8 protein-coding genes are annotated in these 14103 nt (G+C 75.0%); 2 read left to right on the plus strand and 6 right to left on the minus strand.

Translation table 11 applies throughout. From position 1 onward, the window contains the following. Positions 1-38: 38 nt before the first annotated feature. From ACGFZL_RS08415 to ACGFZL_RS08430, 4 genes are all read right to left on the minus strand, one after another. Complete coding sequence (locus tag ACGFZL_RS08415) at positions 39-2102, minus strand: ATP-binding protein (RefSeq protein ID WP_393690205.1); 2064 nt, start codon at positions 2100-2102, stop codon at positions 39-41. 29 nt (positions 2103-2131) lie between these two features. Continuing rightward, positions 2132-2839: a DUF4255 domain-containing protein gene (locus ACGFZL_RS08420; RefSeq protein ID WP_393690124.1), complete on the minus strand. Its 708-nt coding sequence runs from the start codon at positions 2837-2839 to the stop codon at positions 2132-2134. Then, on the minus strand, positions 2836-6087 hold the full coding sequence (locus ACGFZL_RS08425; RefSeq protein WP_393690125.1) for a hypothetical protein: 3252 nt from the start codon (positions 6085-6087) through the stop codon (positions 2836-2838). Before ACGFZL_RS08425 ends, ACGFZL_RS08420 begins: the two co-directional genes overlap by 4 nt. Positions 6088-6662: 575 nt before the next feature. Beyond that, positions 6663-7409, minus strand: coding sequence for a response regulator transcription factor (locus ACGFZL_RS08430; RefSeq protein ID WP_355174465.1), 747 nt, complete (start codon positions 7407-7409; stop codon positions 6663-6665). Between the two features lie 270 nt (positions 7410-7679). Here ACGFZL_RS08430 and ACGFZL_RS08435 point away from each other — a divergent pair, with 270 nt between their 5' ends. After that, on the plus strand, positions 7680-9104 hold the full coding sequence (locus ACGFZL_RS08435; protein WP_393690126.1) for a hydrolytic protein: 1425 nt from the start codon (positions 7680-7682) through the stop codon (positions 9102-9104). A 155-nt stretch (positions 9105-9259) separates the two neighbouring features. Further along, a complete protein-coding gene (locus tag ACGFZL_RS08440) occupies positions 9260-10552 on the plus strand; it encodes a hypothetical protein (protein WP_393690127.1) in 1293 nt (430 codons plus the stop codon). A gap of 4 nt (positions 10553-10556) precedes the next feature. On the opposite strand, the gene ACGFZL_RS08445 is transcribed toward ACGFZL_RS08440, so the two are convergent. Both ACGFZL_RS08445 and ACGFZL_RS08450 read right to left on the minus strand, forming a co-directional pair. Then, a complete protein-coding gene (locus tag ACGFZL_RS08445) occupies positions 10557-11849 on the minus strand; it encodes a hypothetical protein (protein ID WP_393690128.1) in 1293 nt (430 codons plus the stop codon). Between the two features lie 154 nt (positions 11850-12003). After that, the gene (locus tag ACGFZL_RS08450; RefSeq protein WP_393690129.1) at positions 12004-13992 is read right to left on the minus strand and encodes a glycoside hydrolase family 6 protein; all 1989 of its coding nucleotides are present in this window, start codon (positions 13990-13992) and stop codon (positions 12004-12006) included. Between the last annotated feature and the right edge of the window lie 111 nt (positions 13993-14103).

The raw sequence follows: 14103 nt of genomic DNA on the forward strand, positions 1-14103 counted from the left end.
TGTGCCCGGCGTGCCTGCTCAGAGGTGCCGGACGCGGGTCAGACCTGCCCGACGTCCGCCGTGTACGGCCCGAACTCGCCCTCCAGGACCAGCCGGCCGAGCTTGCGGTACTCCTGGGCGACCGCCGTCACCACCTGGCGCATGGTCAGCGGGGCCTCCGCCTCGGCCGCGAGATAGGCGGCGGTGACCGCGCAGGCCCGGATCGAACCGCCGGCCAGCTCGAAGCGGTCGGCGCAGAAGGCCAGGTCGAGATCGTCGGCCCGGGGCAGGGATCGGAGGCACCGTTCCCACAGGGCGAGGCGCTGGCCGGTGTCCGGCATCGGGAAGTCCGCCACCACGTCCAGGCGGCGGGTGAACGCCTCGTCCAGGTTGGCCCGCAGGTTGGTGGTGAGCACCGCGATGCCGTCGAAGGACTCCATGCGCTGGAGCAGGTAGGCCGACTCGATGTTGGCGTGCCGGTCGTGGGCGCCCTTCACCTCGGAGCGCTTGCCGAAGATGGCGTCGGCCTCGTCGAAGAGCAGCACCGCGTTGACCGCCGACGCCTCGGTGAAGATCCGCTCCAGGTTCTTCTCGGTCTCGCCGATGTACTTGTCCACGACCGTGGAGAGGTCCACGACGTACAGGTCCATGCCCAGGTCGGCGGCGACGACCTCGGCGGACATCGTCTTGCCGGTGCCCGACTCGCCCGCGAACAGCGCGATCACGCCCCGGCCCCGGCCACCGCCGGGACGCATGCCCCAGGCCCCGAGGACCTGCTCGCGGTGGCGGGCCCGCAGGGCGAGTTCGCGCAGCCGCCGGTGGGTCGGCGGCGGCAGGACCAGGTCGTCCCAGCCGACGCCGGGCTCCACCCGGCGGGCCAGCCGGGCCAGCCCGGCGCCGTTCTGGGCGCGTACGGCCACCCGCAGGTCGCCGGCGGACACCGGCCGCCCGTCGAGCGCCGCCGCGCGCGTTGCCGCGCCGGCCGCCCGCAGCAGCTGCCGGGCGTCCAGCCGGTGCGCGGCGACGGCCCGGGCCAGCTCCGGGGCGTCCGCCGTGGACGCGCCGTCCCCGGCGTCCTCCAGGGCGCGGCGCCAGCGTTCGGCCTGGCGCTCCGGTCCTGGGGCCGCCACCGGGAGGGTGAGGGGGGTGTCGGCCGACCACTCCGGGGCCCACACCGCGTAGCCGTACGTGAAGAAGGGCACCCCGCGCAGCGCGGCGCAGCAGGCGCGCAGCAGGCGGGTCCGGGCGGCCGGCTCGCCGGGCAGCTCCTCCAGCGGGCCCAGGACCACGCCCGCGCCGGTGAGGCGGGCCTCCAGGGCCGCGACCCGGGCCTGCTCCGCCGCCTCGCCCGGACGCTCGGCCAGCGCGCCCGCGTCCAGGGCCAGGCAGCCGAGCCCGGCCGTGTCCAGCGCGGCGGCGGCCAGGCCCTCGGCGTCGCCGCCCCGGCTGCGCAGGTGCACATGGCGGGAGCCGCCGGCGGTGGCCGCCGCCGCGCGCCGCGCCTCCTGCGGTGCCGCCGTCGGGTCCGGGTGCGCGGTGCCGAGCACCCCGGCGAGGCGGGCGTCGGGCGCGGTGTTCCCGAGGAGGTGCGCGGTGACCCGGTCGGGCACGGCGAGGACCCGGGCGAGCGGTGGCCGTTCGGGGTCCGTCACCCGCAGCAGGCCGCCCGCCACCAGGGGCGCGTCCGGCGCCAGCCGGAAGCGGGCGGGTGACGTCGTGGGCAGCCCGCACAGCTCCAGGGCGAGGCCCACGGTGGGCCGGCGGCGGGTCAGGTCGTCGTTGAGGTAGCCGTAGAGCGGCTCGAAGCGCGGATCCAGATCGGGGGCGGCCACCACCAGGAGCAGGTCCGTCTCCAGCGGCGTGAGCCCGAACCGGTCGGCCAGCTCGCCGAGGACGCTGCCCTCGGGGGCGGCGTCCGGCGCGAGCGCGGGCAGGCCGAGGCCGCCCGGCGCGCCCAGGAGGCGGTCGGCTCCGTCGGGGGTGAGGTACCGGCCCCGGTACGGGTCGTCCGGGTCGGGATCCACGGCCCGCCGCGCCGCGACGGCCCGCCGCACCCGCTCCTCGACCAGCCGGAGCCGCTCCCAGAGATGGGCGTCGGCAGGTGTCTCCCGGCGCTGCTTCACGGCGGGGCCCTCGGCCGTGTGTGTGCGCGTCACGGCTGGCGGTCCCCTCGTCTGCGGCGGGCGGGCCGGGGGCCGCGCTCGCGCTGCCCGGCGAAGCCCTCGTCCGGAGCCGGGTCGGGCACCTCCGCGTACCGCAGCCGGCGGCCCGCCGACGGGTCCCCGCCGGAGGAGAGGTCGCCCGCGCGGACGAGGAGCCCCTCGGTGACCGGCGGTCCCGCGGCGGCCACCGTGCCCGCGAGCGGCGCCCGCACCCGCACCCCGAGCGACGCCTTCAGCTCCCCGCCGAGCGCCGACCACACGTCGGAGGCGGCCGGCGCGTCGAGGCCGGACCCGCCGCCGTCCAGGCCGACCGTGAGGCCCAGCTCGGCCAGGGTGCCGGTCAGCAGCGCCGGGGGCAGCATGTCGTGGGCGGTCAGGCAGGCCAGCGCCTGGGAGAGCAGCCGGTGCTCGTCCTGCGGGCGGCTTGCCCACGCGGTGACCAGGTACGTCAGCTCGAACCACCGCGCCGGCGCCCGCCGGGCCACCACGTGCCCGTCCTCGTCGTACAGCTCGTGCCCGCCGCTGGCCCGCCGGGTGGGGTCCTCCCGGATGTCGTAGAGGAAGAGGCTGAGCGTCGGGGCGCCGCGGCCCGCCGCCCACTCCCGGGTCGGCGCGTCGAGGACCACCTCGACGCCCGACGCCTCCATGCCGGACTCGGAGAGCAGCCGGCGCAGCGCGGCGTCGACCTCGTGGATCACCGGCGGGTCACCTCGTCCGGGGGCTGCACGCTGCCGTTGACCACCAGGAAGTCGGTGTGCACCGGGGAGAAGCCGGGACCGCTCGCGGTGATCGTGCGCGGGCCCGTCTGGTCCTTGGCGAGGATCAGCAACTGGCCGATGAAGGTGCCGGCCGGACCCGGCACGGTGGGCGCCGCCGCCGCGGTGATGCCGGGCTTCCACTTGAAGCGCACCGGCACCCCGGGCGGGAAGTCCTTGCCGCGCACCGAGGTCACGAACCCCGGCTTGCCGATCTCCGGCACCGCGATGATCCGGGGCTGGAGGATCCGCACCCGGGCCCGGGCGGTGTTGTCGCGCGGGTTCGCGTCCGTGCCGGTGGTGGTGAGCACCCCGACGGCCCGGCCGGTCAGTGCCTTGTCCGGGCTGAGCACGACCTGGAGGACGGTGCTCGTGCCCGGCGCGAGGTCGGGCAGCGCGCAGGTCCAGGAGCGGTCGCAGCCGGGGGGCGGGCCGTTGTTCGGCACGCCCTGCGGCAGCCCGATGCTCAGCCGCAGCCCGGTGGCGAGGGCGTTGCGCCCGTTGCGCACGGTGTACGTCACCACCACGCGGCCCCCGACATAGCCCGGGGTGGGCTGCACCGTCACGCCGACCGCGGGCCCGGCGGCGGGCGCCGGCGGCTGCGGGGCGGGCGGGGGCGGCGGCGCGGGCGGACGGGGCGCCGGCGGCGGGGTCGGCGTCCGGGTCGGGGGCGGCGGCGTGGGCGTCGGAGTCGGCGTCGGGGTGGGCGTCGGCGTCGGCGTCGGCTCGGGGGCCTCGGCCACCGGCACCACCGTGCGGGCCGTGTTGTCGCCCGGCCGGGGGTCGAGCACGGAGCCGGTGACGTTCCAGTCGACCGGCTGGTCGCCCACGGTGTTCCCGGTGAGCACCACCGTCACCGGCACGGTCGTGCCCGGCTCGACCACGCCGAGGTCGCAGACCAGGGACGCGGCGTCGCAGGTGCCGCCGGGCCAGGTCATCCGCTTGACGCCGATCCCCAGCGGCGGCGCCACGGTCAGCCGGGTGCCGGGGGAGGCGGCGGGGCCGTTGTTCACCACGTCGACGCGGACCGTGGTGTCGTCCCCGACGGTGACCTCGGGGGCCGTGCCGGGCGCCCGCACCGCGAGGTCCACCGACTGCTGCACGGCGGGTTCCTTCTGCCGCCCGGGCAGGTCGGCGGTGAGGGGGGTGAGCGCGCCGGACGCCACGTCCACGAAGGAGAGGTGCTCGGGGCTGTTGGGCGCCACCTCGGCGCGCGAGCTGATCACCAGCGCCCGGCCGTCCGCGGTCCAGGCCGCGTCGCGCGGCTGGTGGGGGCCGGTGACCGTGGTGTCGGGCAGCTCCCGGCCGCAGGCGCCGGGCACGCCCCGGGCGGCGGCCGGCAGCAGCACCCGGCAGTCGTCGCCGGAGACGGAGGTCAGCAGCAGGCCGTTGTGCTCGTCGACCAGGCCGCCGCCGTTCTTGCGGTTGAAGGCGATGGTGCGGCCGTCCGGCGAGAAGGCCGGGCTGTCGTCGATCACCGCGCAGTCGCCGGGGCACATGCGCGCGCTGAGGTCGCTCTGCCGGGCCAGGTCGGCCACCGGCACGGTCCACACGTGCTTGTTGCCGCCGCCCCCGTCGATCACCTGGTTGCGGGTGAAGGCCAGCACCGTGCCGTCGGGGGACCAGGTCGGCTGGGCGTCACCCGTGCCCTGGCCGGCCGGCGGGGTGACGGCGCCGCGCAGCGCGCCGGTGGCCGCGTCCGCGATGAGGATCCGGCCAGGACCTGTGCCATTCCCGGCGCCGGTCGGCGAGGTGCGGGTGAAGGCGAGCAGCCGGCCGTCCGGGGACAGCGTCGGGTCGGTGTCCCAGTCGCCGGAGGCGCGCCCGGCCAGCGGCAGCACCCGGAGGTCGGTCCCGTCGGCGGCCGTCGTCCAGATCCGCTCGACGCGCTTGCCGGAGTCCGCGGGGGCGTCCGGGTCGTCCTCGAAGCGGGTGACGACGATCCGCCGGCCGTCGGGCGTGTAGGTCTGCCGCTCCGTCCACGGGTCGTGGTCGGCGTCGGGCTGGAACAGCGGGTCGCGGGCGGGGTCGGTGTTGGTGTCGGCCTCCGGGTCCTCCTTCAGGACCGGGATGCCGAAGTCGCGGGGGTCGGAGCCGTCCGACCGGATGTCCTGGAGCGTCACCGCGTGCGGACCCTCCGGCTCGTCCGCGGTGGTGCGGTCCACGACCACGCCGCCGCCGCCCATCGGTCCCGTCCAGGTGGGCGTGGAGACCTCGCGGTCCTCGCTGAGCACGAGGTCCGGCTCGGCGTCGGAGTGCGCGGTCACCCGGAAGACGTGGTCCCAGTCGCCCTCGCAGTCGCAGGTGCGGTTCGGGCTGAGGAACAGCAGCCCGTCGCCGTCCGGCTGCCACGCCGGGCCGTGCGTGTCCCAGTCCGCCTGCACCCCGGCGAGCAGCGGACCGCCGCCGCTCGCGCCACTCGCGTCGGCCCAGCGCAGGCGGCGCCCGTCCGGGGTGGTGGCGGTGTACGCGATGATGTCGCGGTTCTCCGCGTCGTCGACGGGGTTCCAGATCGGCTCCGACGCCGTGCCGTTCTCCGGCCCGGTGACGCGGGTCGCGGCGCCGCCGGCCGCCGGGCGGACGTAGACCTGCCGGCCCACGACCGGGTCGGCGTCGCTCGCGTAGGCCAGCCGGCCCCCGTCGGGGGAGACCGTCGGCCACTCCTCGTCGGCGGGGGTGTCGGTCAGCCGGGTCAGGCCGGTGCCGTCGGTGTTCACCCGCCACAGGTCGCGCTGGGTGCCGCCGCCGGCGCCGGTGGGCTCGGCGGAGTCGAAGAGCACCGCCGAGCCGTCCGGCGTCAGCCGGGGGTGCGCCGCGTCCCGGCCGGCGGTCAGCCGCCGTACCGAGCCGTCGGCGGCCCGCAGGTAGACCTGCGGCCGGCGCTCGTCGCGCCGGCTGGCGAAGACCAGCGTGTCGCCGAGCGCGAACGGCTGGACGTCGAAGTGGGCCGGCCCGTCCCCGAACAGCGGTGCGCTGGTGGTGTCGTCGGTCACCCGACCGAGGCTGCGGTGCCGGGTGCCGGCGTACGCCACCCGGGTGTCGGCGGCGTCCAGCACGCGCGGCCCGTCGCCCGGGGCGCCCGGGGCGCTCGGCGCGGAGGCCGCCGTCACACCGAGCAGCGGGGCCAGCAGCAGCAACGACGCGCCCACGCGCCCCGGGCGGACCCGCCCGCCGGCGCCAGTGGTGCCCATCACGGTCCACCTCACAGTCGAAACCCGCGGCCCGACGGTCCCGAGCCGCGTCCGGATCTCCCCGCGCGGCCTCGAACGCCGGCCGGGGCCCGGTCCCCGCCCAGCCTGCCCGTGCGCGTGGGCGGGCGGGGAGGGCGGCGGGGACCCAGTCGGGGGAAGCGCGGGGGGTGTGCGGGGGCAACACGGCTGCGCCGGTGGGGCGGTGGGGTCGGCCCGGGTGGCTCGGTGCCCGGGGCCCGGGGCCACCGGGGTGGCTCGTGCGGTTCCGGTGCCCTGTAGGGGCCGGGTGGCTCGTCCAGCCTCGATCGCCCCAACGGCCCAGACGTTTCCCGGCCTTTACGGGCCCCGACGCCCCCGGCCTGAACGGACCCCACGCCCCCCCGCCCCGACGCCCTTCGGCACTGACGGCCCCGCCGGCCCGGGCCAGCCGGGCCGGCCCCTGGCGACCCGAGCGCCGCCGGTCGTCCCGACGGTCCCGGTCGTCCGGGCGATCCGCTGGTCCCAGCCGCCCTGGCCGTCTCGGCGACCCGCTGGTCCCGCCCACCCGGCCGCCCCGGCGCCCGCGCCCCCGGCGGTCAGATGAGCCCGTTGCGCACCGCGTACCCCACCGCGTGCGCCCGGTTGCGCAGTTGCAGTCGGCTGATGATCTCGTGCAGGACGTTCTTGACGGTGCGTTCGGAGTACGAGGTCTTGCGGGCGATCTCGGCCGTGTCCAGGCCCTCGGCCACCAGGCGCAGCATCTCCGCCTCCCGGGCGTTGAGGGCGGACAGGGAGACGGCGTGCGGGTCGAGCGCGGAGCGTTGCAGGCGGCCGACGTGGGAGAGCAGCTGGCCGAGCAGGTCACCGGGGAGCACACCCTCCCCGTTGGCGACCGCGAGGACCAGGTTGAGCAACTGCTCAGGGCCTGCCTCGGCGCGCCGCAGCACCGCCGCGACCCCGCACTCCACCACGCGCTGGAGCGCCCCGCCGGAGTCGAGGGTGCCCACCACCAGACCGGTGCGGGTGGCGGAGTTGTGGCGCAGGCGGTTCAGCAGGGCGGTGGCCTCGTCGTCGACCGTGTCCACGACGACGAGGGAGACCTGGGCGGCCACCTCCGCACCGGCCGCGCCGTCGCCGCCGGCCAGGGCGATCTCCGGCCGCTGGCGCAGCTGTTGGACGACACCCACGTGCAGGACGGGGTCGGGGGCGTAGACGGCCACGGTCACCGGCTCGCGGCGTTCGGCGGCGCCGGTCGCGCGGCCGGGCCGGAGCTGGGCGGGGATGGAGTACGAGAAGGTCGGGGCGGGGTTCGGCGACGTGCCGTGCTCCCGGATGACAGTCATGGTGGGGCCTGTCCTCGAGTGGTGGAACGGTTGGAGGGACCGTGAGCGGTGGGGTCTGGTCTGGTCGTGGCCGCTCTTCCCGGTCGGGGCCGAGCGGGTGTCTCCTGGCAGGGAGACGGGGAGGCGCCCGGGCCGGTTCGCGGCGGACGGCACGGACCGGACGCCCCGTCCAAGAGGGGCCACCCGAACGGGCCTTGGGGGCACGGGGAGTGCCCGCCCGTTGCCTCCCCGTCTCTCGTCGTACCCGGCGCGCCGTCATAGCGTCCTGGTGTGACGTATCCAGCAGCCTCTTCCGGCCCGGGTGCGCCCGGCATCGAGATCCCCGCGGTCGCGGTCACGCCCGGCGAGACGGCCGAGACGACCCTGACGGTCCGCAACGACGGTGACATCGTCGAGGCCTACAGCATGGAGGTCGTCGGCGACTGCGCGCCCTGGACGACCGTCGAGCCGGCCCGGATCTCCCTCTACCCCGGCACCTCGGAGACGGTGACGATCCGGCTCGCGCCGCCGCGCTCGTCCGCCGTGCGGGCCGGCGAGGTGCCGCTCGGCGTCCGGGTCCTCCCGGCCGAGCACCCCGAGCTGGTCCGCGTGCCCGAAACCCTGGTGCGCGTACGCGAGTTCGCGGAGCTGCGCACGGAGCTGGCCCCGCGCCGCCGACGCGGCTGGCTGCGCGGCCGGTACCGCCTCGCCGTGCGCAACGAGGGCAACGCCCCGATCCGGCTGGGCTTCGCGCCCGGGCAGCCGGGCGAGGAACTGCGGTTCGCGCTCAACGTGCCGAAGCCGGAGCTGGAGCCCGGGGAGTCCATGGAGGCGGGCCTGCGCGTGCGCACGGGCAAGCCGGTGTGGTTCGGCAACCCGGTGGTGTGGCCGTTCACCGTCACGGTGACGACCGCCCCGGCCGGCGCCGCCGGCGACGGCACCGCGCCCCGTACGGACGCCCCGGTCGTCGCCCCCGACACGCCGGACACCGCCCCGCCTCTCGGCGCGGAGCCGGTACAGGCGCCGCTCGACGCGGAGTTCGTGCAGATCCCGGTCTTCCCGAAGTGGCTGCTCGCGCTGCTCGCCCTGATCATCGCGCTGCTGCTCCTCTGGTTCACCCTGGTGCGCCCCGCGGTACGCAGCACCGCCAAGGACGCCGCGGACGACGCGGTCCAGTCCCGCCCCACGCCCGGCGCCGACGCCGGGGGCCAGGACCAGCCGGGCGGCGGCGGCAGCACGCCGGGAACCCAGCCGGGCGGCGGAGGCAACGCCACCCCGGGCGCGCCGGGCTCCCAGCCGGGCGACGGCACCAAGCCGGGCGTACCCGGTGCCCAGCCGGGTGCCGGTGGCGGCGTGGGCGGCCAGAGCTCGGCCACCGTCGACCTGCTCACCAACGGCGCGTCGACCAACACCGGCACCTACAAGGTGCCCGAGAAGACCGTCTTCCGGATCACCGACCTCGTCGTCGCCAACTTCCAGGGCGACGAGGGCGTACTCACCATCGACTTCGGCGACCGGAAGATCACGACGATCGCGCTGGAGACCTTCCGCAACCAGGACTACCACTGGGTCACCCCCATCGAGATCGCCGCCAACGACACCGTGACCGCCGAGGTGACCTGCGCGAAGCCGGGAACTCCCGCCACCGGGCAGCGGGCGGAGCAGTGCCACGAGGTCCTGAACGTGAGCGGCGTGCTCGTCCGCACCGAGCAGTGACACCAGGGGTCTCGGACATCGTTGAACGCCGCGAGCCCCAATCGGAAGGGTGGCCCTCCGCATCGTCCGGAAATCGATCTGGTGGCCGAGTCTTGACGTGATGTGTTTCACCAGTTAAAAGGGCGTGTCCGCCGCAGGAGAGCGCGAGGAGTCGTATGCCCAGGCGACGTTCAGCGGACCCGGAGGAACTGGCGGCTGCCGCCGCCCGGGCGTCCCGGGCGGGGGTCCGCCCGCCGGACACCGAGCCCCCGGCGTCGGCGGACCCCCTGCAGAGCACCGTGGGCAACGCGGCGGTGACCCGCATGATCGCCCGCAGCACCTCGGTCCAGCGGGCCCCCAACCCCGGTCAGCAGCAGGCCCGTCGCCTGGAGGACGTGCTGCCCCGCGAGGAGTGGTACCGCGCCTACCTCGACCCCCTGCACCACGCGGAGGCGCGGGAGAAGCACCCGGAGAACCCCGGGGAGCTCTACGACCACCAGCAGTCCCCGGGCTTCCAGGCGAGCATGACGGCCACCTACGACCGCTACCTCAACGACCCGGAGACCATCAACGACCGCGTCGACTTCGCGGCGTACGCGGGCATGCACGACACGGTGGTCTCCGAGCTGAAGGAGAAGCCGGACAAGTCGGGCGCGGCCGGCTATGTCACCAGCTACCCGCTGCGCGCGGACTCCCCGACCCCCTCGGTGCTGGGCGAGACGGTCGGCGGCAGACCGCTCATGGTCAAGGCGGACCCCCTCATGGAGTTCGGCATCCGCCCCGACGCGCTCACCTGGTCCGGCCACTTCGAGCGCGGCGTGGACATGATGCTCAACCAGACCCTGTACAAGGACGACGAGGTCGAGTCCCTGGTCACCGAGGTCCTCGACCGCTTCTACGAGAAACTGGACGCGGCCTCGGCCGTCCGCGACCGCCTCAAGGCCATCGGCTGGGTGGTGCGGACGATCCACATCATCCACCCCTACGACGACACCAACCGGCGCCTCAACGTCCACGTCCTGCTGCCCCGCCTGCTCCTGGCGGCCGGTTTCCAGCCGGTGGTCTTCAAGGACATGGAGGAGCTGTTCCAGGGCGGCCGGTCACTGGAGCAGATCGCCGACGCCCTGGAGTCGGGCCAGGCCGCCGACCTGCTCTCCGACGACATCGCGGCCACCGACCCCCGGTACGCCTCCGACTGGTACGGCCGCAACCGCCCACCGGCCCGGGAGACCCAGGGCACGATCCACATCCCGTCCTTCGAGTCGATGGGCGTGACCGACGACCCCGCCCCCTCCCACCAGTACTTCGGGCAGCAGGCGGAGGACCTCGACTTCTTCGACCCGGACCTGGGCGGCCCGGGCCCGGCGATCACCTACGAGTCGGGCGCCCAGCGCGAGGAACTCCACGCCTACCTGACCGAGTCCCTGCGCCGCGCCCAAGAGGAGGCGGCGCAGGACCAGGACCGGTAGCCCGCTACCGCTGTCCGCCGGCGCGGCGACGTGCCACGACGACGGCACCCGCGCCGAGCAGCAGCGCCCCGGCGGCGGCACCGGCGAGGGGCAGGGCGGAACCGGAACCGGTCTCCGCGAGCCCGCCGTTGGCGGAGCCGGAGCCGGAGGTGCCGCCGGTGGTGGACGTCCCGCCGGTGGTGGTGGAGGGGCTGTCGGAGGGCTCGGGCGTCGGCGTCGAGCCGCTGCCGCCGGTGGAGCCGGAGCCCCCGGCCGTGTGCGTCGGCGTGGGCGTGGGCGTAGGCGTGGAGCCGGTGCCCCCGCTGCCGCCGGCATCGGCGACGTCGAGCGAGATGACCGCGGTGTCGTTGGACGTGACCTTGTCGAAAGGCCGGGGCGGGCTCACGATCGCCACCGAGCCCTCGGCCCCGGACACCGCCTTGTCGATCTTCAGCTGGAAGGTGTAGGTCGTGACCTCGTTCGCGAACATCCACGAGTTGTTGGTGCCGCACTCGTAGGTCCCCGGCTCGGACGCCCCGCAACCGCGGGCTTTCACGACGGACACGCCGGCCGGCATCTTGATGCGGACCTTCGCCGCGGAGACGCCGAGTTCTCCGTCGTAGTAGCCGGGTCCGGCGTTGGTGAGGATCACCGTCAGCGGGACCGTGTCGCCGACCTCGCCCTTGAGCCGGGCGCCGGTCACCTGGAAGTCGGCCGTGTTGTCGGCGGTCACGTTCGTGGAGACCGAGTTGCTGCCGGAGCCGGGGGTCGCCGGGGTCCCGTCAGGCCGCTCGACCAGCTTCACCGCGGGTCCGGTGCCCGGATCTCCAGGTCCCCATTCGCCCCCCGACGGCTCGATCTCGTCGGTGTCGGCCCACACGTCCAGCTCGTCGTGGAGCGCCCAGTCGAACGCCTTCAGGGACAGTCCCTCGGGTGCGTAGACGACGCCCGGTCTCACCGGCTGCTCGAACTTGCAGACCATCTCCCCGAGGTACGGCATCTCGTCCGCACCGCCGCCGTAGAGGGTCACGCAGTTGGAGGGCACCTGCGCGAAGCCGAAACCGTGGGTGACGGAGAAGCCCATCCAGACCTTGTCGACGGTCGTGGTGCCCGTGTTCGTGAAGGAGCCTGGGATGCCGACGACGCTGCCGGGCTGCACGCCGGTGATCGGGGCGATGGGGCCGAGCACCAGCGGGTTGTCCGTTTCCTCGGCGCCGGCGGGCGTGGCGCCCAGCGCCAGCAGGGCCATGGCACCGACGACACCGACGGCGCCGGTGGTGCGGCGGAGGGCGCGGGGGCCGGGGGAAGTGAGACGCATGGAGTCCTCTGGGCGGTGGCGGGATGAAGGGATCACGAACGACGGTCGCTCCACGGAACGACCTCGGCCACCGCCAAAGGGTTGTACGGCAACGCGAGGTCCCGCCCGCGCATCCGGGATGCGCGGGCGGGACCGTTGGGGTGTCGCGGCCGGGTCAGGACAGGGTGCAGGACGCCCCGTTGACGGTGACCGAGGTGGGCTTGGCGTAGGTGCCGCCGTGGGTGCCCTGGAAGCCGAAGGAGGCGGAGCCCCCGGCGGTCAGGTCCTTGTTGAAGTCCACGCCGCTCGCGGTGACCGCGCCCGACGAGGGGGTGATGACGGCGTTCCAGACGCTGGTGACCGTCTGTCCGGCGGGCAGGGTGAAGCTCGCCTTCCAGTTCTTCACCGCGGTGGTGGACGTGTTCGTGAGGGTGACGTCCGCGGTGAAGCCGGTGTTCCAGGAGTTGGCGGTCCACTTGGCCGTGCAGGCGCCCGGGGTGGTGCCGCCGCCCGCCTTCGTGGTGGCCGTCACGGCGGCCGAGGCCGCGGAGACGTTGCCCGCCGCGTCGCGGGCCCGCACCTGGTAGGTGTAGGCGGTCGACGCGGTCAGACCGCTGTCGGTGTAGCTGACGCCGGTCGCCGTGCCCACCTTGGTGGCGCCGCGGTAGACGTCGTACCCCGTGACGGCGGTGTTGTCCGTGGCGGCCGTCCAGCTCAGGGAGACGCTCGACGCGGTGGTGCCGGTGACGGTCAGACCGGCCGGGACGGTGGGCGCCTGGGTGTCGCCACCGCCGCCACCGCCGCCGCTGACCGCCGGGTAGGCGTTGGCGAGGAGCTGGCGGAACTGCGCGGAGAACCAGTGGCCCGCGAGCGGCGAGTTCGGCAGGGCGCCGGTCAGGTTGTTGCCGTTGCGGCCGTTACCGGTGTACGTGGGGTCGCACATCCGGTCGAAGCCCTTGCCCTCGTCGTTGGGCTCCGGCTGGCTCGCGCCGTCGGACTCGCCCGGCGGCTTGGCCCACACGTAGGCGTCGATACCGGCGGCCGGCGCCGCGGTCGGCCGCTCACCGAGGCCGGCACCGCTCTGGTTGCACCAGTTGCCGGCGTGGATGCGGCGGTCGATGCGCGAGCCGTCCACGTAGGCGTCGACGGAGGTCGCCGTCGACGGCCCCGTCGGCCGCGCGGCCCCGCCCCAGCCGTTGCGGGCGGTGTCGATCAGCATGCCGATGCCGGGGTCGAAGCCCTGCGCGACCAGGGTGGAGCGCAGACCCTGCGCGTAGGACTGCTCGTCGACGTACTGGTTCCAGTCGACCCACTTCGACTGGCGGACGGTCTGGCCGTTCACGGTGTCGGTGACCTTGAGATACGGCTCCACCGTCGCCGAGTTGTTGGCGGTGTTGACGATGAACCCGGCGACGTCGTTGACGGTGGCCCCGCTGCTCGTCGCGGCCTTCTTGAACTCCTGGGCGGCCGGCACCAGGTTGGAGTCCCAGCCGAGCCAGCCGTGGTGGGCGGCGTCGATGTAGTTGTAGACGTTCGGGATGGCGCCGAGCTTGTGCAGCGCGTATCCGACGCCCTTCTCGTAGTTGCCGTTCTGCTTCATCGTGGCGCACTGGGGCGTCGAACCGGCGGTGCCGCCCGCGTTGGTGACGATGTTGGGCAGCGAGTCCGGCTCGATCAGGGTGACGATGCGCAGGTTGGCGTAGGCGGGGTCGTCGAGGATGCCCGCGATGGGGTCGATGTAGTCGGACTGGTAGCGCGGCAGCTCGTCGGGGCCCAGCTCGCCGTTGGAGGCGAGGGCGGCGCAGTCGCGTCCCGGCAGGTCGTAGATGACGAGCTGGACCAGGTTGGCGCCCTGGGTGAGTGCCGTGTCCAGGTGGGACTTCAGGCTGCGGGCGCCGGTGGTGCCGGAGATGGCCGCGATGCGGTCCATCCACACGAAGGTCGGCTGGTTGGACACGGCCGAACCGCCGGGCTCGGCCGCGGCCTTGGCGGACCAGTCCGGGTTCACGTAGGGCTTGGCGCCCACGTAGGGGTTGTCCAGCCGGGCGGCGGCGGCGGCACTCTGCGGCACGGAGACCAGTGCCGTGCCGGCTGCCAGTAACAGCGCCGACAGGGCGGCGACGCGGCGGGCGGCTCTGCCGCCGCGGGGGCCACGAGATGTCATCTCTTCTCCCGAGAAGAAACGGAGGAAAACAGGGCATGCGCAACGTGCACGCCGGCGAATCGCTCAGTGCGGCGTGGCGCGGCTCAGAACTTGCGGGAGCGCTCCCACGGT

Origin of the sequence: Streptomyces sp. NPDC048182 (genome assembly GCF_043202555.1) — a bacterium.
Classification (GTDB): domain Bacteria; phylum Actinomycetota; class Actinomycetes; order Streptomycetales; family Streptomycetaceae; genus Streptomyces.